Source organism: Jhaorihella thermophila (assembly GCF_900108275.1).
Taxonomy (GTDB): domain Bacteria; phylum Pseudomonadota; class Alphaproteobacteria; order Rhodobacterales; family Rhodobacteraceae; genus Jhaorihella; species Jhaorihella thermophila.
In genome coordinates, this window is record NZ_FNVD01000014.1 from 23,650 (window position 1) to 46,841 (window position 23,192).

The 23,192-nt window shown below is 66.2% G+C and carries 27 protein-coding genes and 1 other RNA gene; 15 read left to right on the forward strand and 13 right to left on the reverse strand.

All coding sequences use genetic code 11. The features are described 5' to 3' along the window. Positions 1–43: 43 nt before the first annotated feature. A complete protein-coding gene (locus C4S70_RS14445) occupies positions 44–1,153 on the reverse strand; it encodes a porin (protein ID WP_104008824.1) in 1,110 nt (369 codons plus the stop codon). A gap of 276 nt (positions 1,154–1,429) precedes the next feature. After that, positions 1,430–2,059: a cytochrome P460 family protein gene (locus C4S70_RS14450; RefSeq protein ID WP_235003840.1), complete on the reverse strand. Its 630-nt coding sequence runs from the start codon at positions 2,057–2,059 to the stop codon at positions 1,430–1,432. A gap of 99 nt (positions 2,060–2,158) precedes the next feature. Here C4S70_RS14450 and C4S70_RS14455 point away from each other — a divergent pair, with 99 nt between their 5' ends. Beyond that, positions 2,159–2,500 carry a hypothetical protein gene (locus C4S70_RS14455; RefSeq protein ID WP_146064220.1) on the forward strand — a complete coding sequence of 114 codons (342 nt, stop codon included), beginning with the start codon at positions 2,159–2,161 and terminating at the stop codon, positions 2,498–2,500. Positions 2,501–2,506: 6 nt separating this feature from the next. Here the strand turns inward: C4S70_RS14455 and C4S70_RS14460 are convergent, their stop codons facing one another. From C4S70_RS14460 to fumC, 4 genes are all read right to left on the reverse strand, one after another. Then, the gene (locus tag C4S70_RS14460; RefSeq protein ID WP_104008860.1) at positions 2,507–4,564 is read right to left on the reverse strand and encodes an ASKHA domain-containing protein; all 2,058 of its coding nucleotides are present in this window, start codon (positions 4,562–4,564) and stop codon (positions 2,507–2,509) included. Between the two features lie 91 nt (positions 4,565–4,655). Next, entirely contained in the window at positions 4,656–4,880 is a 225-nt protein-coding gene (locus tag C4S70_RS14465) for a ribbon-helix-helix domain-containing protein (protein WP_104008826.1), read from the reverse strand. Next, positions 4,877–5,065, reverse strand: coding sequence for a DUF4169 family protein (locus C4S70_RS14470; protein ID WP_104008827.1), 189 nt, complete (start codon positions 5,063–5,065; stop codon positions 4,877–4,879). The genes C4S70_RS14465 and C4S70_RS14470 overlap by 4 nt, the downstream gene beginning before the upstream one ends. Positions 5,066–5,187: 122 nt before the next feature. Continuing rightward, positions 5,188–6,585, reverse strand: a complete 1,398-nt coding sequence (gene fumC / locus C4S70_RS14475; RefSeq protein WP_104008828.1) for a class II fumarate hydratase — start codon at positions 6,583–6,585, stop codon at positions 5,188–5,190. A 211-nt stretch (positions 6,586–6,796) separates the two neighbouring features. Here fumC and C4S70_RS14480 point away from each other — a divergent pair, with 211 nt between their 5' ends. Further along, positions 6,797–7,381, forward strand: a complete 585-nt coding sequence (locus tag C4S70_RS14480) for a hypothetical protein (protein WP_104008829.1) — start codon at positions 6,797–6,799, stop codon at positions 7,379–7,381. 6 nt (positions 7,382–7,387) lie between these two features. Here C4S70_RS14480 and C4S70_RS14485 read toward each other — a convergent pair whose 3' ends face one another. Together C4S70_RS14485 and ssrA are read right to left on the reverse strand one after the other, a co-directional pair. Beyond that, positions 7,388–7,852, reverse strand: a complete 465-nt coding sequence (locus C4S70_RS14485) for an SspB family protein (RefSeq protein ID WP_104008861.1) — start codon at positions 7,850–7,852, stop codon at positions 7,388–7,390. Between the two features lie 154 nt (positions 7,853–8,006). After that, positions 8,007–8,355: a transfer-messenger RNA gene (ssrA, locus tag C4S70_RS14490) on the reverse strand. A 99-nt stretch (positions 8,356–8,454) separates the two neighbouring features. Here ssrA and C4S70_RS18525 point away from each other — a divergent pair. Further along, a complete protein-coding gene (locus C4S70_RS18525; RefSeq protein ID WP_146064221.1) occupies positions 8,455–8,640 on the forward strand; it encodes a hypothetical protein in 186 nt (61 codons plus the stop codon). Between the two features lie 2 nt (positions 8,641–8,642). Here the strand turns inward: C4S70_RS18525 and C4S70_RS14495 are convergent, their stop codons facing one another. Continuing rightward, the gene (locus tag C4S70_RS14495) at positions 8,643–9,095 is read right to left on the reverse strand and encodes an iron-sulfur cluster assembly scaffold protein (RefSeq protein WP_104008862.1); all 453 of its coding nucleotides are present in this window, start codon (positions 9,093–9,095) and stop codon (positions 8,643–8,645) included. A gap of 80 nt (positions 9,096–9,175) precedes the next feature. Here C4S70_RS14495 and hisI point away from each other — a divergent pair, with 80 nt between their 5' ends. Further along, on the forward strand, positions 9,176–9,535 hold the full coding sequence (hisI, locus tag C4S70_RS14500) for a phosphoribosyl-AMP cyclohydrolase (RefSeq protein ID WP_104008830.1): 360 nt from the start codon (positions 9,176–9,178) through the stop codon (positions 9,533–9,535). Between the two features lie 82 nt (positions 9,536–9,617). Here the strand turns inward: hisI and meaB are convergent, their stop codons facing one another. Continuing rightward, positions 9,618–10,607: a methylmalonyl Co-A mutase-associated GTPase MeaB gene (gene meaB / locus C4S70_RS14505; RefSeq protein ID WP_104008831.1), complete on the reverse strand. Its 990-nt coding sequence runs from the start codon at positions 10,605–10,607 to the stop codon at positions 9,618–9,620. A 148-nt stretch (positions 10,608–10,755) separates the two neighbouring features. Here meaB and C4S70_RS14510 point away from each other — a divergent pair, with 148 nt between their 5' ends. From C4S70_RS14510 to C4S70_RS14555, 10 genes are all read left to right on the forward strand, one after another. After that, positions 10,756–11,397: a DUF3108 domain-containing protein gene (locus C4S70_RS14510; protein WP_160114882.1), complete on the forward strand. Its 642-nt coding sequence runs from the start codon at positions 10,756–10,758 to the stop codon at positions 11,395–11,397. Positions 11,398–11,440: 43 nt separating this feature from the next. After that, on the forward strand, positions 11,441–13,894 hold the full coding sequence (hrpB, locus tag C4S70_RS14515) for an ATP-dependent helicase HrpB (RefSeq protein WP_104008833.1): 2,454 nt from the start codon (positions 11,441–11,443) through the stop codon (positions 13,892–13,894). A gap of 63 nt (positions 13,895–13,957) precedes the next feature. After that, positions 13,958–14,362, forward strand: coding sequence for a PaaI family thioesterase (locus C4S70_RS14520; protein WP_104008834.1), 405 nt, complete (start codon positions 13,958–13,960; stop codon positions 14,360–14,362). A 9-nt stretch (positions 14,363–14,371) separates the two neighbouring features. Beyond that, a complete protein-coding gene (locus C4S70_RS14525; protein ID WP_104008835.1) occupies positions 14,372–15,034 on the forward strand; it encodes a DNA-3-methyladenine glycosylase I in 663 nt (220 codons plus the stop codon). Positions 15,035–15,079: 45 nt separating this feature from the next. Continuing rightward, on the forward strand, positions 15,080–15,760 hold the full coding sequence (locus tag C4S70_RS14530) for an eCIS core domain-containing protein (RefSeq protein ID WP_104008836.1): 681 nt from the start codon (positions 15,080–15,082) through the stop codon (positions 15,758–15,760). A 145-nt stretch (positions 15,761–15,905) separates the two neighbouring features. After that, a complete protein-coding gene (locus tag C4S70_RS14535; RefSeq protein WP_104008837.1) occupies positions 15,906–16,808 on the forward strand; it encodes a Hint domain-containing protein in 903 nt (300 codons plus the stop codon). Positions 16,809–16,887: 79 nt separating this feature from the next. Continuing rightward, positions 16,888–18,174 carry a lipoprotein-releasing ABC transporter permease subunit gene (locus C4S70_RS14540; protein ID WP_104008838.1) on the forward strand — a complete coding sequence of 429 codons (1,287 nt, stop codon included), beginning with the start codon at positions 16,888–16,890 and terminating at the stop codon, positions 18,172–18,174. Then, the gene (locus C4S70_RS14545; RefSeq protein WP_104008839.1) at positions 18,167–18,847 is read left to right on the forward strand and encodes an ABC transporter ATP-binding protein; all 681 of its coding nucleotides are present in this window, start codon (positions 18,167–18,169) and stop codon (positions 18,845–18,847) included. The genes C4S70_RS14540 and C4S70_RS14545 overlap by 8 nt, the downstream gene beginning before the upstream one ends. Positions 18,848–19,247: 400 nt before the next feature. Beyond that, entirely contained in the window at positions 19,248–19,421 is a 174-nt protein-coding gene (locus C4S70_RS18690; protein ID WP_160114883.1) for a hypothetical protein, read from the forward strand. Between the two features lie 13 nt (positions 19,422–19,434). Further along, the gene (locus C4S70_RS14555) at positions 19,435–19,848 is read left to right on the forward strand and encodes a cytochrome c (RefSeq protein WP_380218666.1); all 414 of its coding nucleotides are present in this window, start codon (positions 19,435–19,437) and stop codon (positions 19,846–19,848) included. Between the two features lie 40 nt (positions 19,849–19,888). Here C4S70_RS14555 and C4S70_RS18695 read toward each other — a convergent pair whose 3' ends face one another. From C4S70_RS18695 to proS, 3 genes are all read right to left on the reverse strand, one after another. Then, entirely contained in the window at positions 19,889–20,053 is a 165-nt protein-coding gene (locus tag C4S70_RS18695; protein ID WP_160114884.1) for a hypothetical protein, read from the reverse strand. 27 nt (positions 20,054–20,080) lie between these two features. After that, the gene (locus tag C4S70_RS14560; RefSeq protein ID WP_146064223.1) at positions 20,081–20,422 is read right to left on the reverse strand and encodes a hypothetical protein; all 342 of its coding nucleotides are present in this window, start codon (positions 20,420–20,422) and stop codon (positions 20,081–20,083) included. Between the two features lie 153 nt (positions 20,423–20,575). Then, positions 20,576–21,928 carry a proline--tRNA ligase gene (gene proS, locus C4S70_RS14565; RefSeq protein ID WP_104008842.1) on the reverse strand — a complete coding sequence of 451 codons (1,353 nt, stop codon included), beginning with the start codon at positions 21,926–21,928 and terminating at the stop codon, positions 20,576–20,578. A gap of 200 nt (positions 21,929–22,128) precedes the next feature. Between proS and C4S70_RS14570 the strand changes: the two genes are divergently transcribed. After that, positions 22,129–23,190, forward strand: coding sequence for an AI-2E family transporter (locus C4S70_RS14570; RefSeq protein ID WP_268807791.1), 1,062 nt, complete (start codon positions 22,129–22,131; stop codon positions 23,188–23,190). The last annotated feature ends 2 nt before the right edge of the window (positions 23,191–23,192 follow it).

The window sequence follows — 23,192 nt, forward strand, 5'->3', positions numbered from 1 at the left end:
GGAAACCGCCACGCGCCTTGAGTTTTCCCGGAGCGGCTGGAATTCAGAACTTCCAGCGCGCGCCGGCCAGGATCGACGAAGCGTCCTTGTAGCTGGTGCCCGGCTCGCTCAGTTCGTAGTTGCGCCAGGCGACGTAGGCTTCGACGTTTTGCCTGTCGAACTTCTGAACGGCGCCGATGCCCCAGGACTTGGACTGCGACCCGGCGACGGTCATGTCGTCGCCGTCGTAGTAGTCAACCGCCAGCGCCGTCTTGCCGGCTGCGAACCAGTCCGCCTGATAGCCCAGCTTGCCATAGGCATAGTTGCCGCTGTTGCTGCGGTCGCCCAGGGCGACGGTCACGTTGAAGCCCGAATCATGCAGCGCGCTGAACGACCCGATCGTGTCGTGGAACTTCGCGGCCGCGCCCGGATCGGTCTCGGCATACGCCAGAGCACCGCGCAGCTTGAAGCTGCCGGCCTCGCCGGAATAGCGCACCGCGATATCGGTCACGCTTTTGTCGGAGCCGACGGTCAGGATATCTTCACCGTAGGAGACCGCAACGCTGAACCCGCTGAAGGACGGGGTGTCATAGCGAACGCGGCCCAGGCGACCGCCGTCGAAGGACGGAAAGGCCGAACCCAGCGTCTTGGTGGAAATCGCGCCGGCGGTGGTGCGGAACTTGTAGCCGCCCGCCGTATCGCCGATACCGTTGTATTGCGCCAAGGAGGTGCCGGACAGGTCGATATCGGCAATGCCGTCGCTGGCCATGCTGCCTTGACCGAACGAGAACTTGCCATACTGGTCGGTGGCCCAGGCAAAATCCGCCTTGCGCAACGACTTGCGGTTCCAGTTGATCCAGTCAGGCTTGGAACCTTGGGTCATGCCCGCCGAAGCCCGCAGCCCCAGCGCAGTTTCAAAGTTGAAGCTGAGCGTGCCGTTCGCCATTTCCTGACGCAGCCACAGGCCGACCCGGCTCTTCGAGTTGGTGTTGTCCACCAGGTTCGAATAGCTCTTCACGCCGTCGTCCACCGACTGATAGGCCGGGTTGAACTGCCCGTAGAGCACCACCGAACCGCCCGAGCCGTTTTCGTATTTCATTTCAGCCGCAGCAGGCACGGCCAGACCCGTGGCGACGGTAGCCGCCACGACAGGGAGGAGACGTTTCTGTTTCATTGTCCCGTTCTCACGGGTGTTAAAAAATGCATGCCGTCACGCGGGGAGGAGGATCCGCGCGCCGACATGTCGGATGTAAGTCCGTCTTCCACCGTTCCAACCGCACGGGAAAAAGGAAATTCCGTGACCCCACGGCACTTCACTCAGTTAGGTCACAGAGACGCAACGTCAAATTTTTTCATCAACCAAACGCGGCCACGCGCCCTGATGGCGCATGGCATTTCTTTTATCGCAACCGCCATGCCTCGCCAATGGAGTCGGGGACGGCCCGGCGGGTCACCTCATCCTGATCGCGTCGGTGGTGAACAGGAAGTCATCCCCGCCCGCGCCGGAATGGCACGCGATGCAGCCCTTGTCGGCGCCCTTGGCAACCTTGCCGGCCAGCCGCATCCCCTTGGGATTCTTGTCCAGCGACCCGTCGGGAAGGAACTTCACCCAGAACCAGTCCTGATCTTCTGGGTCGAACCCGGCCTCGCGCCGGAACATCACCGTGATCGCACCCAGATGCTTGGCCGGATCGGCCTGCACCTCTTCGACGCTGACACCGGCCGGACCATAGTTGCGCTTGACGACCAGATCGCCGGTATGCCCGTCGATGGTCGCCTTCGTATAGAAGGTTTCCAGCATCATGCCGTGCGGATCGGTGCCTTCATAGGGCAGCGCGCATATCGCATTGTCGCCGGCCAGGTTGAGCGACTCCATCGCCGCCCAGATCTTCGCCGCATAGGCCGCGTCATCGTCACTGCCAAAGGGCGGCATCCCGTCTGCGAATGCCAACCCGACCGAACAGAGCGCCAGAACCGCGGCCGTCGCAAGTCGTTTCGTCTTCGATCTCCCTTGTGCCTTGTCGTTGACGCCGCCAGCCTGGCCCCGCCCCCCGAGCACGAGGAAATCAAAGCCGCTCACCTTGCCGAGATCGGTTCGTGCATAAGCGTGAATGGACTTACCCCCCGCTGGCGGGAATGCTTTCGTCAAGCACTCGCGGAACGAAACAGTGGGGCCGGCATGGCGCGACTTGTCCCGATCCTCATGTGCGTTCTGGCGCTTTGGCCCGCAACGGACGGCCGGGCCGGAACTGCGGGCCATGCGGTCTGCATCCTTAACGCCACGTCCCGGCCGCTCTTGCTCGTGGCCGAGGCCCCCGACGGCACGCGCGCGGCGGCAGAAGTCGCACCCGGCAAGGCGCTGTGCAGTCGGGCCAAACGGCCCGCAACCGGCAACGGCATGGTCGGCGCGTTCACCGACATCGACGAGATCGAAGGCTGCTCGCGGCTCACCCGGCCCGGCCGGACGCAGGTTCTGGTCGAATACCACGATTTCGACCGCTGCATCTGGTCCGAGGACTGACCGCCCCTAGCCCCGACGCCGGCGTCTGCGGCCGCCCGTGGCGCCTTCGCCTCCGCCGGTGTTGAAGGACACGTTCGGCAGGGTCACGACCTTGGCCAGCTCCGGGAACGGGTCGGTCTTGTGCGGAATTGCGTTGGCGGCGACGAAATGCTCCTGAAACCGCGGCTCGATCGCGGTTTCGACCTTGGTGATTTCGCGCACCACGCGCTCGATCTCGGCCCGCGCGCCGATATTGCACAGCGCAATCCGCGCGCCCGTGCCGGCGGCGTTGCCGGCGCTGGTGACCTTGTCCAGCGGACAGTCGGGGATCATCCCCAGCACCATCGCGTGCCTGGTCGAGATATGCGCGCCGAACGCGCCGGCCAGCACCACGCGGTCCACCCGGTCCACCCCCATTTCATCCATCAAGAGCCGCGCGCCGGCATAAAGCGCCGACTTGGCCAGCTGGATGGCGCGGATGTCGCCCTGGGTCACGGCGATGCGCGGGCCGCCGGTCGCGCTGGCGTCGTGGATCAGGTAGGAGTGCGTCCGGCCTTCCGGGATGCAGCGCGGCGTGCCCACCTGCTCGGCCGAGCCGATCAGACCGCTTTCGTCCAGGATCCCGGCCATGCGCATCTCGGCCACGGCCTCGATGATGCCCGACCCGCAGATGCCGGTGATGCCGGTCGCGGCGACGGCCTGCGCAAAACCTTCCTCGTCGGACCAGAGGTCACAGCCGATCACGCGGAACCGGGGTTCCTTGGTCACCGGGTCGATCTCGATCCGCTCGATCGCGCCGGGTGCGGCGCGCTGGCCGCTGGAAATCTGCGCGCCCTCGAAGGCCGGGCCGGTGGGCGAGGAACAGGCCAGCACCCGCCCCTTGCGGCCCAGCTGGATCTCGGCATTGGTGCCCACATCCACGATCAGCACCAGATCATCGGACTTGTTCGGCTCTTCGGCCAACGCAACGGCGGCGGCGTCCGCCCCCACATGCCCCGCGATGCAGGGCAGGACATAGACACGGGCGTTTTCGTTCATCACCGTCAGGTCGAGGTCGCGCGCATCCAGCGTCACCGACTCCGACGTGGCCAGCGCAAAGGGGGCCTGCCCCAGCTCCACCGGATCGAGCCCCAGCAGCAGGTGATGCATCACCGGGTTGCAGACGAACACTGCCTCGAGGATCTGGAACGGCCGGATGCCGGCCTCGGTCGCGATCGCCTCGGTCAACCCGTTGATCGCGTTGCGCACGGCATTGGTCATCTCGGCCGCGCCGCCGGGGTTCATCATCGCGTATGAAACCCGGCTCATCAGGTCTTCGCCAAAGCGGATCTGCGGGTTCATCACGCCCGAGGACACCTTGACCTCGCCATTGCGCAGGTCGGTCAGATGCGCGGCGATGGTGGTCGAGCCCAGGTCGATGGCAAGGCCGTAGATCCGGTCCTCGGTCAGGCCGGGCCATATTTCCACGATCCGCGCCGCGTCGTCGCGGTGATCCTTGTTCAGCGCCACGGTGACCTGCCACTTGCCCTTGCGCAGAACGGGTTGCAGGCGCGACAGGATCGACAGGTTCGCCGTAACCTTCTCTATCCCCCATTGATCGCGCAGCGCGACGGCCAGCCGTTCCAGATCGCCGGTGGGTTCGTGCATGTCCGGTTCGGCTACTTCGACGAAATAGAGATGCGTGGCCGGGTCCATGGTGATCGCCCGCGCGGTCGCCTCCTTGCGAACCACCTGTCGATGCACCTGGCTTTCGGGCGGCACGTCGATCACCACGTCGCCTTGCACAGTGGCCTGACAGCCCAGCCGCCGGCCCTCCTTCATCCCGCGCTTGTCCTTGTAGCGCTGTTCGACCTTGTTCCATTCGCTCAGCGCATCCGGCGTCACCGTAACCCCGTGCTTGGGGAACTCGCCGAACTGCGGCTGCACCTGACATTTGGAACAGATCCCCCGCCCGCCGCAGACACTGTCAAGGTCCACGCCCAGCTGCCGGGCCGCGGTCAGGATCGGCGTGCCCTTGGGGAAACGCCCGCGTTTGCCCGACGGGGTAAAGATGACAAGAGGATCCTGCGTGTTCTCGGCGGTCATGTCCCGGTCCTGTTCGTTCGCGCGTGCGACGAACATATGCGCCTGCGCGGGAAACGAAAGGCGGTCAGCGGCAATTTCCGGTCCGCCCGCGTCATCCGGCCCGGCCGCGATACCAGTTCAGCACATAGACCCGGATCGCCGAGGCGAGTCCCGACTCGACGCCGCGCGCCTCGTCGATCTCGGCGGCCAACTGATTCAGGGGCTTGCCCTGAGCCGCCGCGATCTCACGGAAGGCGGTCCAGAACGCGTCCTCCAGCGATACGCTGGTGCGGTGCCCGCGCAGGGTCAGCGACCGCTTGACCGGGCGGCTGCTCATGCGCCGTCGTCATCCTTGCGGTGCCGGTCGAGATGCCGACGGGCCTTCTCCTCCTCGGCCCGCTCGAGTTCACGTTGGGCGCGGGTGCGACCGAACCTTGCGGCGTTCTCGTCCGCGCGGGCCTTTTTCTCGGCGCGGATGCGCTGCTTGCGGACGGTGCGAAGATTGACGATGCGGGCGGTCATGGGCGGCCTCGGTCGGGATCTGGGGCCAACGCTAGCGGCGCGGCGCAGGGCGATCAACCGCAAAGAAAAGGCCGCCGGATTACCCCCGGCGGCCTTGCGTCAACGATCGCGCGGCGCGGCGATCAGGCGTCCCTGGGGCCGATCATCTGTTCGGGGCGAACCACACGATCAAAGGTTTCCTCGTCCACGAAACCCAGCCGGACCGCCTCTTCGCGCAGGGTGGTGCCGTTCTTGTGCGCGGTCTTGGCAACGATCGTGGCCTTGTCATAGCCGATTTCGGGCGCCAGCGCCGTGACCAGCATCAGGCTTTCGCGCATCAGCTTCTCGATCCGCTCTTCGTTGGCCTTCAGCCCGTTCAGCAGCCGCTTGGTAAAGCTGTCGGAGACGTCGCCCAGAAGCTGGATCGACTGCAGCAGGTTGTAGGCCATCATCGGGTTGTAGACGTTCAGTTCGAAATGGCCCTGGCTGCCGGCAAAGCCGATCGCCGCGTCATTGCCCATCACATGGGCACAGACCTGGGTCATCGCCTCGCACTGGGTCGGGTTGACCTTTCCCGGCATGATCGAGCTGCCCGGTTCGTTCTCGGGCAGGATCAGCTCGCCCAGACCCGAGCGCGGGCCGGAGCCGAGGAAGCGGATGTCGTTGGCGATCTTGTAGAGCGACCCGGCCACCGTCTTCAGCGCGCCGGACATGAACACCATCGCATCATGGGCGGCGAGCGCCTCGAACTTGTTGGGCGCGGTGACGAAGGGCAGGCCGGTGATCTCGGCGATGTTGGCGGCAACGGTGGTATCCCAGCCCTTGACCGTGTTGAGCCCGGTGCCGACCGCGGTGCCGCCCTGGGCAAGCTCGTAGATCCCGCCCAGCGCCATCTCGACCCGCGCGATGCCCTGCCGCACCTGATGGGCATAGCCCGAAAACTCCTGCCCCAGAGTCAGCGGCGTGGCGTCCTGGGTATGGGTGCGGCCGATCTTGATGATGTCCTTGAACTCTTGCTGTTTGGCCTCGAGCCCCGCCAGCAGCGTCTTCAGCCCCGGCAGCAGCACGTCGTGGGTCAGCTGCGCGGTGGCGATGTGCATCGCGGTGGGGAAGGTGTCGTTGGACGACTGGCCCATGTTGACGTGGTCGTTGGGGTGCACCGGATCCTTGGATCCGATCACGCCGCCCAGGATCTCGATCGCGCGGTTGGCGATCACCTCGTTGGCGTTCATGTTGGACTGGGTGCCGGACCCGGTCTGCCACACCACCAGCGGAAAGTTGTCATCGAACTTGCCCTCGATCACCTCGCCGGCGGCCTGGATGATGGCATCCGCGACCTTGGGATCCAGCTTGCCATTGGCCTTGTTGGCCATGGCGCAGGCCTTCTTGATGACGCCCAGCGCGCGGATGATCGGCACCGGCTGTTTTTCCCACCCGATGGGAAAGTTCATCAGGCTGCGCTGGGTCTGCGCGCCCCAATACTTGTCTGCCGGAACTTCGAGCGGGCCGAAGCTGTCGGTTTCGGTGCGGGTCTGAGCCATCTGTCACTCCGTCCTGATAAGCCGTGCATGCAGTCGCATGCCGTTTAGCGGCGCCGGCGCTACGGCGCAATCGGCCAGTTCGGCGCAGGCCGACCGTTTCACGATCGCGGCACGCGCCCATATGCGCCATTGCCGCGCAACCGCCAGGCTGTAAGATGACACTCTGATCGGTCGGCATTTGCCCCGGGGGTCAAGGGAAGAGGAAACCCAAATGCAGCCCAACGCACGATTCGGCCTGAACGCCATCCCGCTCCGGCTGATCCCTCTGATCGCGCTGACGCTCATCCTGCTGTCGGGCTGGTTCTCGCCCGCATCATCAAGGCACGGTGCCCCGATCGAGGACTTTGTCGGCGACTATGTCGGCGAAGCAATGATGGTCACCGCCGACGGCGAAACCCAGCGCCGCGATCTGAGCGTGAGAATTCGGGAAACAGAAGACGGGTTTTCCGTCAAATGGACCACGATCACCTACAAGGCCGAGGGCAGAACCAAGCAGAAGACCTACGAGATCGAATTCCTGCCCACCGACCGCCACTGGATCTATTCCGCGGCGATGCGACGCAACGTGTTCGGACACGAGGTGCCGCTTGATCCGATGAAGGGCGAACCCTTCGTCTGGGCGCGGATCATGGGCAAGACGCTGACCGTCTATTCATTGTTCATCGATGACATGGGCGGCTATGAATTGCAGCAATACGACCGCACCTTGGCCGATGGCGGTCTGCAGCTGGAATTCAAGCGGTTCCGGAACGGCGAGATGATGCGCTCGGTCACCGCCTTTCTGGAACGGCAATAGCGCCGGCTATTTCCGGAACTTGTCCAACGGCACGATCTCGGCATCGGCGTGGCTGGCCGGTGCCTCTTCGGCTTCGTCCGGTTCCACCTGAGCGTCGCCTTCCTCGTCCAATTCGTCTTCGGTCGCCTCGAATCGCAGCCCGAATTCCACCGAAGGGTCGACAAAGGTGCGAATCGCATCGAACGGCACATGCAGACGCTCGGGCGAATCGCCGAAGTTGAGCGTGACGCTGAACCCGTCGTCATCCACCTCCAGATCCTCGAACCAGTGCTGCAGCACAATGGTCATGTCCTTGGGATACCGCTCGGCCAGCCAGTCGGCGAGTTTCACGCCGGGATGGCGCGTGTCGAAGGAAATGAAGAAGTGATGCGCGCCCGGCAGGCCGTTTTCGGCCACATCGTCCAGAACCTTGCGGATCAGACCCCGCATCGCGTCGTGCATCAGGTTTCCGTAGTCGATTTCGCGCGCCATCACGTTCCCCTTGGCTGGTTCCGAAAGCATAGGGGATTCGGTGAAAAACGAAAGACCGCGCGCCATTATTCGGGGCAGATTTTCGACCGGCGCGGACCCGCTGTCGGCACGGGTTCGAACCACGTTCGGGCCCTGCGAAACTTGGGGAAATAAAAGTGCAGGCTTCTGTTGCCAGGTGCCTGCGAACCCCGCCTTACGCGGCTAGGCGAAAGGACTTGATTTTCGGTCTTTCGGACTGCTTACGCAGCCAGAGCAACCGGAGCACGATTGTCGTTGGCAATTATGCTTTTCGGACCGATAACGGTGGTACCTCACCGGGACAAAGCAACGCCTTTACACGTTCGTCGATCCTGTTTCGGCCCCATGATCCCCCAACGAAGGCATTTGGTGGAGCCGCCGGGTACCGCCCCCGGGTCCGATCCGCTTATTACGCGCGCGTTTATGTCCATAGTTCCCTGAGGAACAAGGCGAATATAGGCCAACGCGATCGCGATTTGAAGAGGGGGAGGCAGGAAAAATCGCCCCGCCGCAGCCATGGGCGCGCCAAGATTGTGCCCGTTTTCATGGTCAGGCTGGGTGCCGGAAAGTTTTGGGAAATAACCATGCGCACATTGCTCATCATTACCGGCCTGGCGGTCCTGGCAGGGTGCAGCAGCCCACGCGGCGTGGGATTCGACGACTATTCGACCTATACGCAATCCAACCCGCGGCCCGCCGACCCCGAAGCGATCCATGAAGAAATCCTGATCGAGCGCGGAATCCGAAAGCCGTCGGACGCGACCGACTGAATTCAGGCGCAGTGTGCCTGTTCTGCCTTTTCCATCGCCTCGGCGGTGGCCTCGAGCGCGAGCAGGATCGAGGCGTGACGGTTCTTGTAGTCCCGCGCGGGCAGCAGCACCTTCAGCCCGTCGAACGGCGGCTCGGGCACGGGGCCGTTTTCCTTGAGCATCGCGCGCAGCTGATCGCGCGCCTTTTCCACCTGCTCGCGGGTGCATCCGATGATGTTGCGCCCCACGACCGAGGCAGAGGCCTGGCCCAGCGCGCAGGCTTTCACGTCCTGCCCGAAATCGGCGATGCGCCCGTCCTTGACCTTGACATCCACCGTCACCGTGGACCCGCACAGCGGCGAGCGTTTCTTGACCGTGGCATCGGGGTTTTCCAGTCGCTCGTGATGCGGAATGTCCGCGGCCAGCGCGAGAATCTGCGTCGAGTAGAGCTTGATCAGGTCGTTGTCCCCGGACATGGGTCTTCCTTTCGGGCTTTCGCTTGCCACGTTTCCCATACATAGTCGCGGCACCTGTGGTTGCAAAAGGTTTTTGGCCGATGACTTTCGATCCTTCGACCTTGGTCTACAACGAATCCGGACTGATCCCGGCGATCGCTCAGGACGAGGGGTCCGGCGAGGTGCTGATGATGGCCTGGATGAATGCCGAGGCCGTGCGGCGCACGTTGCAGACGCGGCGCGTCACCTACTGGTCGCGGTCGCGGCAGGCGTTCTGGGTCAAGGGGGAGAGTTCCGGCCATGTGCAGGAGCTGGTGGATTTCCGCGTGGATTGCGACCGCGATTGCGTCCTGGTGATCGTGCGCCAGACCGGGCCGGCCTGTCACACCAACCGGCGCAGCTGTTTCTATACGGCAGTGCGCGATGGCGAAGAGGTCGAGCTGATGTCGCCCGAGGCATGAGGCGGACAGGCCGCGGGAATGGCCCCTGCGGGGCCATGCCTTCGGCGAGAGTATTTGGAGCAAGATGAAGGACCGGGTGCGATCAGGCAGCCCGGTCGTCCTTGTCGAGCTCGGCCAGAAGGTCGCGCGCGGCGGCGGCGGGGCTGAGGCTGCCTTCGGCAACGCGGGCGGCCAGTTCGTCCATCGCGGCGCGGGCCTCGGTCGTTTCCAGTTTTGCCAGCAGGGCGTGGCGAACCTCCTGGTCGAACCAGTGGCGGGCCTGTGCCGCGCGGTTGCGCGCCCAGAAGCTGTGTGCCTTGCGCCACTCCACCAGTTTCTGCATCTCCGCCCAGGCCTCTTCGAGCCCCTCTTCCTGAACGGCCGAGACGGTCATCGCCTTGGGGAAGCCTTCGGGATCCTGCGGGCGCTTGCGCAACAGCCGCAGCGCGCCGGCATAGTCGGCACAGGTGCGGATGGCGGCGGGTTTCAGGTCGCCGTCGGCCTTGTTCACGAGGATCAGGTCGGCCATCTCCATGATGCCGCGCTTGACCCCCTGCAATTCGTCCCCGCCGGCGGGCGCCAGCAGCAGCAGAAACAGGTCCGACATTTCCGCCACCACGGTTTCCGATTGCCCCACGCCCACGGTTTCGATCAGGATCACGTCAAAGCCCGCGGCCTCGCACAGCGCCACTGCCTCGCGCGTGCGGCGGGCGACGCCACCCAGATGCGATTGCGACGGCGAGGGCCGGATGAAGGCGTTGCGGTCGCGCGAGAGGCGCTCCATCCGGGTCTTGTCGCCCAGGATCGAACCGCCCGAGCGGGCCGAGGACGGGTCCACCGCCAGCACCGCAACCTTCAGTCCCTTGGCAGTCAGCATGCAGCCGAAGGCCTCGACGAAGGTGGACTTGCCCACGCCCGGCGTGCCCGAAAGGCCGATGCGCAGTGCCTCGCGGTGGTGCGGGCGCAGCCGGTCGAGCAGTTCGGTCGCCTGCGCGCGGTGGTCCTCGCGGCTGCTTTCGACCAGGGTTATGGCGCGGGCCAGCGCGCGCCGGTCGCCCTGCAGGATCCTTTCGGCCAGTTCGTCCAGGTTCATCTTGTCCGCCTCCGCTTGCCCCGCGCTTCTTGCCGTGCGACAGCGAAGTTGTCCAGTTTGTGAAACGGAGCGGGTCCGAATGTCACGGGGTCTGGTTTGCCTCATCCTGTCCTGCCTTGCGTGGGGGATACCCGCGCAGGCGGAGACCATGCGCTTTGACGTGACCGCGCTGGGGTTCAAGGTAGGCGCATTCGAGATGTCGGCCGAGGAAACCGCGACCCGGTATTCCGTTTCCGCCCGTTTCGGCACGACCGGCCTTGTCCGCCTGTTCCGGGACATGGGGTTCGAAATGCGGGCTTCGGGCCGGCGGCTGGGACGGGAATTCTTTCCGGATGACTATTCCGAAGAGGTGAATACCGGTCGCCGGACGTCGTCTGCGCGGCTGCACTATGTCGGCGGCGTGCCGCAACTGACCGGGGGCGCTGTCAGCGACGGCGAAGTGGCGCCGCTGGATCCTGCCACTCAGGGGGGCACGCTGGATCCCCTGACCGCGCTGTTCACTGTGCTCAGGGATCAGAACGCCGAAACCCTCTGCAAGGCGGACATGCAGATATTCGACGGCGGGCGACGCACGCGGGTCATTCTGACCGGACGGATCGACACCGGAGCGGCGGTCACCTGCACCGGGCAGTTCCGGCGGATCGCCGGTTATCCGGACCACGACCTGGAGGCGCGCGGCGTGGTGCCGTTGACCATCCGCTACGCGCCCGGGGACAACGGCAGGATGCGGGCGCAATCGGCGCTCTTGCGCACGAGCTACGGGCCGGTGGGGCTGCGGAGGCGGGACTGACCGGCTCTGGACGATGCGCGCGGGTTCGGGAATAAGGCGGGCGATGACCACGCCCTTGCCCATCGACGATGCCCTGCCCGAACTGCTGGACGCCTTGCGCGACCACGGCAGGGCCGTGCTGCAGGCGCCGCCGGGGGCGGGCAAGACGACGCGCGTCCCGCTGGCGATCCTGCAGGCGGGGCTGGTGCGGGGCCGGGTCGTGATGCTCGAGCCGCGCCGCCTGGCCGCCCGCGCCGCGGCCGAGCGCATGGCCGAAACGCTGAGCGAACCGGTGGGCCAGACCGTCGGATACCGGATGCGGGGCGCGACCAAGGTGTCGAAGGCAACCCGGATCGAGGTCGTGACCGAAGGGATCCTCACCCGGATGCTGCAACGCGACCCCGACCTGCCCGGTATCGGCGCGGTGATTTTCGACGAATTCCACGAACGATCCCTGAATGCCGACCTCGGGCTGGCGCTTTGCCTCGAGGTGGCGGGCGCGCTGCGCGACGACCTGATGCTGCTGGCCATGTCGGCGACGCTGGATGCCGGCCCGGTGGGCGCGCTGATGCAGGCCCCGCTGGTGACGTCGCAGGGGCAGAGCTTTCCTGTGGAAACCCGATGGCTCGACCGCCCTCTGGGACCGAAGGCGCGGCTGGAAGAGGCGCTGGCGGACCTTGTGGTGCGGGCCGAGGCCGAGACGCGCGGCATGGGCGGCGGACTTCTGGTATTCCTGCCCGGCGAGGCCGAGATTCGCCGCGCCGAGGCCGCGCTGTCCCGGCGCCTGCCGGCAGATTGCCAGATCCGGCCGCTCTATGGCGCGATGCCCTTTGCCGCCCAGCGCGCGGCGATCGCCCCAGCCCGAAACGGGCGCAAGGTGGTGCTGGCAACCTCAATCGCGGAAACCTCGCTGACCATCCAGGACGTGCGGGTGGTGGTGGACATGGGGTTGGCGCGGCGGGCGCGATTCGATCCCGGCTCGGGCATGTCGCGTCTGGTGACGGAGCGGGTGACGCGGGCCGAGGCCGAACAGAGGCGCGGCCGCGCGGGCCGGGTGGCCGAAGGGGTCTGCTACCGGCTGTGGACCAAGGGCGAGGAAGGGGCGCTCGCCGCCTATCCGCCCGCGGAAATCGAGGCCGCCGACCTGACCGGGCTGGCGCTGGAGCTGGCGCAATGGGGCGCGCATGAAGCCGACCTGCCGTTCCTGACCCCGCCGCCGGCCCCGGCGATGGCCGAGGCGCGGGCGCTGTTGCGCCTGCTGGGGGCGCTGGACGGGCGCGACCGCATCACCGATCATGGCCGCGAACTGGCCGCGCTGCCGCTGCATCCGCGTCTGGCGCACATGCTGGCGGTGGCGGGGCCCGATGCCGCGCCCATCGCCGCCCTGGCCGAGGACCGCGACCCGCTGCGCGGCGCGCCCTGCGACCTGTCGCTGCGGCTCAGGGCTCTGCGCGACCCCGCAGCGTTCCGGCGCGAACAACCCTTCGAGGCGAACCGCGCCGCGCTGGACCGGATCCGGGCCGAGGCCGACCGGCTGCGCAAGGCGGCGGGCAAAGCCCGGCGCGCAGGGCTGAGCACCGCACAGATGGCCGCGCTGGCCTGGCCCGATCGGATCGGCCGGCGGCGCAAGGGGGACGCGCCGCGCTTTGTCCTGTCGGGTGGCAAGGGCGCGGTGATGGAGGATCACGACCCGCTGGCGGGCGCGCCCTGGATCGTCGCCATCGACACCGACGGCAACCCGCGCGAGGCCCGCATCCGCATGGCGGCGCAGATCGGCGAGCGCGAGATCCGCGACCTCTTTGCCGACCGGATCGAATGGGTGGATGTCTGCGAATGGTCGAAGCGCGACCGCCGGGTGATCGCGCGCCGGCAGGAACGGTTCGGCGCGGTGGTACTGGACGACCGCATCTGGAAGGACGTGCCCGAGGACGCGGTGGCCCGCGCCATGCTCGACGGGGTGCGCGACCTGGGGCTGCGGCTCGACGGCGCGGCGGCGCGGCTGGCGCGGCGGGTGGAACTGCTGCGCACCGCCGGCCACGACCTGCCGGATTTCTCGGAAACCGGGCTGATGGAGACGCTCGAGGACTGGCTGTTGCCGATGCTCGGCGGCGTGCGCAGCGCCGAGGACTGGAAGCGGTTCGATCCCCTGCCCGCCCTGCGCGCCGCGCTGAGCTGGGAGCAGACGCAGCTGCTGGACCGGCTGGCGCCCGCGCATTTCACCACGCCGCTGGGACGCAAGGTGCCGATCGACTATGGCCCCGAGGGCCCGGAGATCGCGGTGCGGCTGCAGGAGCTGTTCGGCGTTACCGAACACCCCGCCGCCGCGGGCCAGCCGCTCAAGATCACGCTGCTGTCGCCGGCGCAGCGCCCGGTGCAGGTGACGCGCGATCTGCCCGGCTTCTGGGCGGGGTCATATGCGGATGTGCGCAAGGACATGCGCGCGCAATACCCCAAGCACCCCTGGCCGGAGGATCCCACCCGGGCCGACCCGACCTTGCGCGCCAAGCCGCGCCGCTGACCCCTTGCCGGGCGCCGCCGCCCGCGTCTAAGGTCGCGGACAGCTGCAAACGCGGAGACCCCCATGACCCCCGAACTCGCCGAGAAGGTTCTGTCGGAATATTTCGCCGAATGGGTGCAGGCGCTGGACCTGACCGTGGCCGAGATCAACGGCGAACGCGCCCTCTTTCGGATGCCGCTGGGCAACCATCTGGCGCGGGTCGGCGGGATCGTGTCGGGGCAGGCGCTGGCCGCGCTGGCCGACACCGCGATGGTCTTTGCCATCTTCGGCCACACGGGCGAATTCAAACCCTACGCCACCACCGACCTGCACACCCAGTTCCTGCGCCCCGGCGTTGGCAGCGCAATCCTGTGCGATGCCCGCGTGGTGCGCGCCGGCAAGCAGCTGGTCTTTGCCCGCGCCGAGATGAGCGAAGAGGACAGTGGCAGGATCGTCGCCACCGCCACCGGCACCTTCTACGCGCCGTGAGAGGGACACATGCGCAGCTTTGACGAAATCTACGCCATCTCCGCCGCCCGTCACGGCGGTCCGGAAGCGCTCGAGGCCGCCTTGCCCCGCCCGCTCTCGGTCGGGGAACTGGCCGCGATGCCCGATGACCGCTGGCTTTCGGTCATGACAAAATGCATCTTTCAGGCTGGGTTCAACTGGAAAGTCATCGAGTCGAAATGGGCCGGGTTCGAAGAGGCCTTCGACGGGTTCGACGTCGGCCGCTGCGCCTTCATGGATGACGAGAAATTCGACTCGCTTCTGCGCGACACCCGGATCGTGCGCAACGCGCCAAAGATCGCCACGGTGCGGGAAAACGCGGCCTTCCTGCTGGAGTTGCGCGAAGAAGGCGGCGCCGGCCGCGTGCTGGGGGGCTGGCCGTCCACCGATTACATCGGCCTTCTGGACATGCTGAAGAGTCGCGGCGCGCGGCTGGGCGGGATGACCGGGCAATACGCGATGCGGTTCGCGGGCCGCGACAGTTTCATCCTGTCCCGCGACGTCACCGCCCGGCTGGTCGCCGAAGGCGTGATTGACAAGCCCGCAACTTCGAAATCCGCGCTGCGCGCGGTGCAGGCGGCGTTCAACACCTGGATGGACCAATCGGGCCGGTCGCTTACCGAAATCAGCCGCGTTCTGGCGATGAGCCTGTGACGGCCGTTCTTGCCCGGCCATGCCCCAGCGGCTAGCGTCCGTTCCATGAGACTGCGCGCGATCGCCCTGTTCCTGATCCTTTCCGCCTGCGGCCGGCCCCTGACCGATACCGAGGCGGCCTTTGCCCAGCGCATACACGGCGCGTCGCTGGACACGTCAAAGGTGCGGCTGGTCGAGGGCGCCCCGGTCGGCCCGATCACCTTTCACCGCAAGGCGCGCCCGCGCGTGACCTGCCGCGAACGCATCCTGCCGCCGCCGCGGGACGAGATCGTCACCACCAAGCCCGCCGCGGTGACGCTCTACAACCACGTCTTCTTTACCCGCGACTGGTATGCGCCGAACTACCTGCCCGGCTATCCCGATCGGCTCTATCTGCTTCAGGCGATGCTGCTGGCGCATGAACTCACCCATGTCTGGCAATGGCAGAACCGCGCCCTGACCGGCTACAGCCCTTGGCGGGCGGCGGTCGAGCACGGCGTGATGGATGACCCTTATCTTTTCGACCTGTCCGAGACGCCAGACTTTCTTGATTTCGGCTATGAACAGCAGGGCGGCATTGTCGAGGAATACGTCTGCTGCCGCGCAATCGACCCTCAGGGCGCGCGCACCCGGCGGCTGCACGAGATGCTGCGCCGGGTCATGCCGGTGTCGGACCTGCCCAAGGGCCGCGAAAGCGACGTCTACCTTCCGTGGAAAGATGCGGATCTCGGGGGTGTCTGCAGCTGATCGCGGTGTGGCAACCCGACCGCAAAACCGGCACCACCGCCCCGAAAAGCTGGCCTGCGGCGGCGTCCAATGTTAAGAAGGGTTCGAGCCGACCACGGATAACGAAACGATCCGGGCGGCAAGAGGCAGTTTCAAGGGCAGCACGATGGCATCGTTCATCGACAATTTCTACATCATGGATCCCTATGCGCCCCCGAATCCGGGGGCGACGCTGATCCGTCATGACTATGTGGTCAACGACCGCAACAATGACGACCTGATCGGTGGCGGACGCGACATGATCGACGGCGTGCGCATCCGCGCCGCCTATCCCGGCGACACCGTGACGGTCGAGTATCCGGACGGCACCGTTGATACCATCGTCGGCGTCACATTCTACCTGCGCGACGGGCGCGAGGTGTTTTCGCCCATCGACGGCAAGACCTTGCAGGACGCCACCTTCATCAGCTCCAGCTGGGTGCCAACAAATGTCGCGGTCACGCCCGAGCAGATGCAGCTGATCTGCTTCGCCCCCGGCACGCGTATCCGCACGCCGGACGGGGCCCGCCCGGTCGAGACGCTCGCGGTTGGCGATCTGGTCACGACGCTGGACAACGGCCAGCAACCCATCCGCTGGATCGGCCGCCGCGTGGTCGAAGGCCGCGGCGACTTTGCGCCCATCAGGTTCCGAAAGGGCGCGATCGGCAACCGCCGCGATCTGCGCGTGTCGCCCCAGCACCGGATGCTGGTGACGGGCTGGCGGGCCGAGCTTCTGTTCGACGAAGCCGAAATCCTGGTGGCGGCCCGCCATCTGGTCAACGGCGACACGATCCATCCCGACCCCTGCGGTGACATCGAATACATCCACCTGATGTTCGACCGGCACGAGGTGATCTTTGCCGAAGGCGTGCCGACCGAAAGCTTCCACCCCGGCGACTACGTGATGGCGCAGGACCGCGCACTGATGGCGGAACTGACGACCCTGTTCCCGGAGCTGAAAACCGCGCCCGAATGGATGACCGCGCGGCGCGTGGTCAAGGGATACGAGGCCGCGCTGATCGCCGCCTGATCCACCCACCCCCGGCGCGCCCGCTTGACCTTTGCGCAGCGGCCCCGCATGGTCGCCCCGCGACCGAGCAGAGAGACCCATGGCCGGCAACCCCGCCCCTTTTGCCCCCTATGAATGGATGATCGCCTGGCGCTATCTGCGCGCCCGCCGGGCCGAAGGCGGCGTCAGCGTGATGACCTGGATTTCGCTGATCGGCATTACGCTGGCGGTTTTCGCCCTGATCGCCACGCTGGCGGTGCGGTCCGGGTTCCGATCGGAGTTTGTCGGCACCATCCTGGGCGCCAACGCCCACGTCACCGTCTACAGCGCGGCGCGCGTGACCGAAACCGGCCGGCGCGACCGCACGATCCCCGACTATGCCGAAATGGCCAAACGCATCGCCGCCGTGCCTGGTGTTCTGCACGCCGCGCCGGTGGTGCGCGGACAGGTAATGATCTCTTCGGCCAATCGCAGTTCGGGCGCAGAGGTGCACGGCATTTCGGCCGCCGATCTTGCCCGCCTGCCCGGCATCGTGGACGGCGACGGCGACTACGGCGACCTCTCCCGCTATGACGACGGCATCGCCATCGGCGCCGGCATCGCCCGCGAACTCGGCGTGACCGCAGGCGACCGGGTCAAGCTGATCTCGCCCAACGGGGTGCGCACGCCGATGGGCACCAGCCCGCGGGTCAAGTCCTATCCGGTGGTCTATGTCTTCTCGGCGGGCCGCTACGACATCGACCGCACCCGCATCTACATGCCCTTTGCCGAGGCGCAGTCCTACTTCAACCGCGAAGGCGTCGCCGACGAGCTTCAACTGCGCGTGGCCGACCCTGAGGCGGTGGACAGGCTGGCCCCCGCGATTCAGGCCGCCGCGGGCGAGAACGCCCTGGTCTGGACCTGGCGCGACGCCTCGGGCGGCTTCCTGCGCGCGCTCGAGGTCGAGGACAACGTGATGTTCGTGATCCTGTCCATCCTCGTTCTGATCGCCACCATGAACATCGTCTCGGGGCTGATAATGCTGGTCAAGAACAAGGGCCGCGACATCGGCATCCTGCGCACGATCGGGCTTGGCGAGGGGGCGATACTGCGCGTGTTCTTCATCTGCGGCGCGGCCACGGGCGTCACCGGAACGATTTGCGGCGTGATCCTCGGCAGCCTGTTCGCGATCTACATCGATCCGATCTTTTCCTTCGTGAACTACGTGATGGGCGGCGGCGTCTGGGATCCGGCGATCCGCGGCATCTACGCCCTCCCGGCCGAGTTGCACCTGGCGGACGTACTCAAGGCGGTGGCGCTGTCGCTGGGGCTCTCGTTCGTCGTGACCATTTTCCCGGCCCGCCGCGCGGCCCGGCTGAACCCGGTCGAGGCGCTGCGCTATGAGTGACCCGGTCCTGCGCCTGTCGGCCATCGAAAAGACCTACAACCCCGGCACCCCCGGCGAAGTCCGCGTGTTGCGCGGGGCCGATCTGACGATCCGGGCGGGCGAAGTCGTGGCGCTCGTCGCCCCCTCGGGCGCGGGCAAGTCCACGCTTCTGCATATCGCGGGGCTGCTCGATCAGCCGGATGCCGGCGGGGTGGAAATCGCAGGGCAGGACATGACCGGACAGAGCGACCGCGCCTGCACCGCCGCGCGGCGCCGCGACGTCGGCTTCGTCTACCAATTCCACCATCTGCTGCCCGAATTCACCGCCGAGGAAAACGTAGCCCTGCCCCAGCTCGCCAACGGAGAATCGCGCTCTCGGGCCCGCGCCCGCGCGCTCGACCTTCTGGCCCGGGTCGGGCTTTCAACCCGCGCCGACCACCGTCCCGCCGCCCTGTCGGGCGGCGAGCAGCAGCGCGTCGCCTTCTGCCGGGCGCTTGCCAACGCCCCGCGCCTTCTGCTGGCGGACGAACCCACCGGCAATCTCGACCCGGCCACCGCCGATCATGTGTTCGACACTCTGATGGACCTCGTTGCGCATACCGGCATGTCCGCTCTGATCGCCACCCACAACCCCGACCTGGCCGCCCGCATGAACCGCACCGTCCGGCTGGAGAACGGCCGGCTCGTATCCTGACCCGTTCCTTCATCTTGCCTGAAATACTCCGGGGAGCGCGAGGGGCAGCGCCCCTCGCATCGGTCGGATCGCGCCAGCGATCCGAAACCGCCCGCCTCTCCCGCTTGACCTGAATCATGGCGCGCCACAGGCGGGCCGGTCAAACTGACACGGCGAATGCAGAGGGGAATTTTCATGCAACGCGTGTTCGTGCCTTTGCTGGCTGCGGTTCCGCTCCCGCTGGCGGCCTGCGCGACCACGCCCGAAGCCCAGGGGCGCGCGATATCGCGAAAATTGCACCCAATGCCACGTTCGGACAGGGGCCGGGGACGGCCCGATGACCGCCGCCTTGCCCATCCCTCCGGCCAACCTGCGCTCCCTTGCAGCCCGCAACGACGGCGCCTTTCCCTCGGAACGGGTCATGACCACAATCTACGGCTGCTGGGGCGAGGACGACCAGGCCCTGATGCCGTCTTTCGAAACCGCACTCGACGGACCGCAGGTCAACTGGTCCGCATCGGACGGCCACACCGTCCCGACGCCCGAGGCGCTTGTGGCTCCGGCCGGATACCTCAGCACATTGCAGGACCGATGAAGGAACACCGCCCATGACCAACGGACATATCATGCTCACTCTGACCCTGGCCGCCGGCATGACGTTCGCCGGGCCGGTCCAGGCCCAGGATCCCGAGCGGGGCGCCGAACATTTCCGACTGAATTGCGCCACCTGCCACGGCATCGACGGGACCGGACATGGACCGATGGCCGGCGTTCTGGTGATCAAACCCGCCGACCTGACGCGGCTGAGCGCCGCAAACGGCGGCGCGTTTCCGACGGGACGCGTCGTCCGCCGCATCGACGGGCGCGACCCGCTGGTCAGCCACGGCAGCCCGATGCCGATCTTCGGTCAGTATTTCCAAGGCCGCGACGTGGCGATCAAGGCCCCTGACGGACAGCCGATCCTGACCAGCGAACCGATAGCGGATCTGGTGGCCTATCTCGAAACGATCCAGAAAAACTGACCTGTTCCCGATCGGGTGCGCCTTGACCGTTCCGGGCAGGTCAATTGCCGGGGCAGCGGGTGACCTCAAGCCCCTTGCCCATGGACCCGATCAGGGGATCCACCGCGCCCCGCAGGGCGCTGTCATAGTCCACCAGCAAGTGCGCATAGGTCGTCTCGCCCCATTCGCCTTGACCCGCACAAGCCGGGTTCTTCTCGACGCGCATGTAAAAGATGGCCTCGCCGTCTGCTCCTTACACCCCCGACAACACGAACCAGTCGTCGCCGTTCGCCTCGTAGGTTACCGAGCCGCCGTTGCCGACAAACGCACCCCGCGTGAACTCTTTGTATTGGTCCATGGCGCCCGCCGGTATCGTTCCCCCGTGGATCGCGACCGTCGCCCGGCCGTCCGGCGTCTGATAAATGCGGCCCTTCCCGTCCTTCATCTCGGTCCAGGCGGAGAAATCCACCGGGACCATTCCGGCGATACCGAATTCGGGGTTCTCGTAACGCGTCAGATCTGCAGCGCGCACCGCCGCTGCGCCCGCCGCGGAAACCGCCAGACACGCCAAGGCCGTCTTGATCAGGTTGAACATCGCGGTCTCCACCAAACGAAAGTCCCGCCAGCCTTGCACAGCCTGCGCCCGTCAGCAATAGCCGCGGCACGTCATGGTTCCGCCGATCAGAAAAGGGGAAGCCCGGCGGCTCCCCTTTCCCGTGCGGTTTCTGCGTCGCAAAATCGGAGGCGGTCAAAGCCCCCGGACCTTGTGCCCGGCATAGATCTCGGCCACGCGGGCCACCGCGGCCTCCGGACTCAGTTCCTCGCTTTCGCCGGTCCGGCGCGAGGTCAGCTCCACCACCCCGTTCTTCAGCCCGCGCGGGCCGACGGTGATCCGCCAGGGCAGGCCGATCAGGTCCATCGTCGCGAACTTGGCGCCGGCGCGTTCCTCGCGGTCGTCATAGAGCGGCTCCAGCCCCGCCGCCGTCAGCGCGGCGTAAAGCTTTTCACAGGCGGCGTCGGCCTCGGCATCGCCCTGCTTCAGGTTGACGATGCCGCAGTGGAATGGTGTGACGCCCTCGGGCCAGATGATGCCGTTGTCATCGTGGCTGGCCTCGATGATCGCTCCGACCAGACGGCTGACCCCGATCCCGTGGCTACCCATGTGAACCGCGATCTGGTCGCCGTTCGGCCCTTGCACGGTGGCGCCCATCGGTTCGGAATATTTGGTGCCGAAATAGAAGATCTGGCCGACCTCGATCCCGCGCGCGCTGCGGCGGCGATCCTCGGGGATCTGGTTGAACAGCGCCTCGTCATGGGTTTCGTCGGTGCGAGCATAGAGCGAGGTGAACTCCTCCATCACCGCGCGGCACTGATCCTTGTCGTTATAGTCGATCTCGCGCTCGCCCAGACGGATGTCGGTCACGGCGCTGTCATAGAACACCTCCGATTCGCCGGTTTCCGCCAGCACCAGAAATTCGTGCGTGTCCTCGCCGCCGATCGGACCGGAATCGGCACGCATCGGGATCGCCTGCAGCCCCATCCGTTCATAGGTGCGCAGATAGCTGACCAGATGGCGGTTGTAGGCGTGCAGCGCGTCCTCTTTCGTCAGGTCGAAATTGTAGCCGTCCTTCATCAGGAATTCGCGCCCGCGCATCACGCCGAACCGCGGGCGGATCTCGTCGCGGAACTTCCACTGGATCTGATACATGGTCAGCGGCAGATCGCGGTAGGATTTGACATGGGCGCGGAAGATGTCGGTGATGAGCTCCTCGGCCGTGGGCGTATAGAGCATGTCGCGGTCATGCCGATCCTTGATCCGCAGCATTTCCTCGCCATAGGCGTCATAGCGGCCGGATTCGCGCCACAGATCCGCCGATTGCAGGGTCGGCATCAGCATCGGCAGATGGCCGGCGCGGATCTGTTCCTCGTGAATGATGTTCTCGATCTTGCGCAGCACCTTGAAGCCCAGCGGCAGCCAGGAATAGATTCCGGCGCTGGCCTGCTTGATCATGCCGGCGCGAAGCATCAGCCGGTGGCTGACGATCTGGGCTTCGGCGGGGTTCTCCTTGAGAACCGGAAGGAAATAGCGGGAAAGGCGCATGTCTGCTGTCCCTCGTGACGGATTGCGTTTGCGGGGAAATAGGACAAAGGCGGCGGGCAGGCAATCGGCAAGGCGCGATTTATGCGCGCGCGATCGGGCCACCGCCCGCCGCCAAGCCTTCTCGCCGGGCCGGCGCTCTTGCATGGCCGGCGGTCATGGGCCAAGAACGTCGAACAGGACGCAACGAAGGACCCAAGCCGGTGACGGTCAAGCAGCAAGCGAAATACTGGGGCATCGGCCTTGCGGTCTTTGCGACCGTGCTATGGATGCTGGGCGATGTGCTGCTGCCCTTCGTGCTGGGCGGTGCGATCGCCTATTTCGTCGATCCGCTGGCCGACCGGCTGGAACGGCTCGGCCTGTCGCGGGTTGCCGCCACCGCCGTCATCACGCTGGCCTCGGTGCTGCTGTTCGTCATCATGGCGCTTCTCGTCATCCCGACCCTGATCAGCCAGGCGCAGGATCTGTTCCGGATCATGCCGGAGCTGTTCCGCGACCTGCGTGGCGCGATCGAACGCCACTTTCCGTCGCTTCTGGATCAGAACTCGACGGCGCACCAGACGCTGGCGGCGATCGGGGACAGGCTCAAGGAACGGGGCGGCGCGCTGATCCAGACGGCATTCGCGTCGGCCATTTCGGTGATCAACATCCTGTTCCTGATGGTGATCGTGCCAGTGGTATCGGTCTATCTGCTGCTCGACTGGGACCGGATGGTTGCGCGCATCGACGAGTTGCTCCCGCGCGACCACGCGCCGGTGATCCGGCAACTGGCCTCCGAGATCGACGCGACGCTTTCCTCCTTCGTGCGCGGCATGGGGACCGTCTGCATCATCCTGGGCACCTATTATGCCGTCGCGCTGATGGCGGTGGGGTTGGATTTCGGGCTGGTGGTCGGTTTCGTGGCCGGGCTTGTGACCTTCATCCCCTATCTCGGCGCGCTGATCGGCGGGGCGCTGGCGATCGGGCTGGCGCTGTTCCAGTTCTGGGGGGACTGGATGTCAATCGGGCTGGTCGCGGGCGTCTTCGCCATCGGCCAGATGGTCGAGGGCAACATCCTCACCCCCCGTCTGGTGGGGCAGTCGGTCGGGCTGCATCCGGTGTGGCTGTTGCTGGCGCTTTCGGTGTTCGGCGCTCTGTTCGGGTTCGTGGGCATGCTGGTCGCCGTGCCGCTGGCCGCGGCGCTGGGGGTTCTTGCACGGTTCGCCGTCGCCCAATACCTGAAGAGCCGCCTTTACCTGGGCAATGTGGAACTGGACGAACCCTGATA

Bases quoted from the DNA above. Each gene is read 5' to 3' on its own strand.
- C4S70_RS14445 (WP_104008824.1), bottom strand. From the start codon at position 1,153: ATGAAACAGAAACGTCTCCTCCCTGTCGTGGCGGCTACCGTCGCCACG.
- C4S70_RS14455 (WP_146064220.1), top strand. From the start codon at position 2,159: ATGGCGCGACTTGTCCCGATCCTCATGTGCGTTCTGGCGCTTTGGCCC.
- C4S70_RS14460 (WP_104008860.1), bottom strand. From the start codon at position 4,564: ATGACCGCCGAGAACACGCAGGATCCTCTTGTCATCTTTACCCCGTCG.
- C4S70_RS14465 (WP_104008826.1), bottom strand. From the start codon at position 4,880: ATGAGCAGCCGCCCGGTCAAGCGGTCGCTGACCCTGCGCGGGCACCGC.
- C4S70_RS14470 (WP_104008827.1), bottom strand. From the start codon at position 5,065: ATGACCGCCCGCATCGTCAATCTTCGCACCGTCCGCAAGCAGCGCATC.
- fumC (WP_104008828.1), bottom strand. From the start codon at position 6,585: ATGGCTCAGACCCGCACCGAAACCGACAGCTTCGGCCCGCTCGAAGTT.
- C4S70_RS14480 (WP_104008829.1), top strand. From the start codon at position 6,797: ATGCAGCCCAACGCACGATTCGGCCTGAACGCCATCCCGCTCCGGCTG.
- C4S70_RS14485 (WP_104008861.1), bottom strand. From the start codon at position 7,852: ATGGCGCGCGAAATCGACTACGGAAACCTGATGCACGACGCGATGCGG.
- C4S70_RS18525 (WP_146064221.1), top strand. From the start codon at position 8,455: ATGCGCACATTGCTCATCATTACCGGCCTGGCGGTCCTGGCAGGGTGC.
- C4S70_RS14495 (WP_104008862.1), bottom strand. From the start codon at position 9,095: ATGTCCGGGGACAACGACCTGATCAAGCTCTACTCGACGCAGATTCTC.
- hisI (WP_104008830.1), top strand. From the start codon at position 9,176: ATGACTTTCGATCCTTCGACCTTGGTCTACAACGAATCCGGACTGATC.
- meaB (WP_104008831.1), bottom strand. From the start codon at position 10,607: ATGAACCTGGACGAACTGGCCGAAAGGATCCTGCAGGGCGACCGGCGC.
- C4S70_RS14510 (WP_160114882.1), top strand. From the start codon at position 10,756: ATGCGCTTTGACGTGACCGCGCTGGGGTTCAAGGTAGGCGCATTCGAG.
- hrpB (WP_104008833.1), top strand. From the start codon at position 11,441: ATGACCACGCCCTTGCCCATCGACGATGCCCTGCCCGAACTGCTGGAC.
- C4S70_RS14520 (WP_104008834.1), top strand. From the start codon at position 13,958: ATGACCCCCGAACTCGCCGAGAAGGTTCTGTCGGAATATTTCGCCGAA.
- C4S70_RS14525 (WP_104008835.1), top strand. From the start codon at position 14,372: ATGCGCAGCTTTGACGAAATCTACGCCATCTCCGCCGCCCGTCACGGC.
- C4S70_RS14530 (WP_104008836.1), top strand. From the start codon at position 15,080: ATGAGACTGCGCGCGATCGCCCTGTTCCTGATCCTTTCCGCCTGCGGC.
- C4S70_RS14535 (WP_104008837.1), top strand. From the start codon at position 15,906: ATGGCATCGTTCATCGACAATTTCTACATCATGGATCCCTATGCGCCC.
- C4S70_RS14540 (WP_104008838.1), top strand. From the start codon at position 16,888: ATGGCCGGCAACCCCGCCCCTTTTGCCCCCTATGAATGGATGATCGCC.
- C4S70_RS14545 (WP_104008839.1), top strand. From the start codon at position 18,167: ATGAGTGACCCGGTCCTGCGCCTGTCGGCCATCGAAAAGACCTACAAC.
- C4S70_RS18690 (WP_160114883.1), top strand. From the start codon at position 19,248: ATGACCACAATCTACGGCTGCTGGGGCGAGGACGACCAGGCCCTGATG.
- C4S70_RS14555 (WP_380218666.1), top strand. From the start codon at position 19,435: ATGACCAACGGACATATCATGCTCACTCTGACCCTGGCCGCCGGCATG.
- C4S70_RS18695 (WP_160114884.1), bottom strand. From the start codon at position 20,053: ATGCGCGTCGAGAAGAACCCGGCTTGTGCGGGTCAAGGCGAATGGGGC.
- C4S70_RS14560 (WP_146064223.1), bottom strand. From the start codon at position 20,422: ATGTTCAACCTGATCAAGACGGCCTTGGCGTGTCTGGCGGTTTCCGCG.
- proS (WP_104008842.1), bottom strand. From the start codon at position 21,928: ATGCGCCTTTCCCGCTATTTCCTTCCGGTTCTCAAGGAGAACCCCGCC.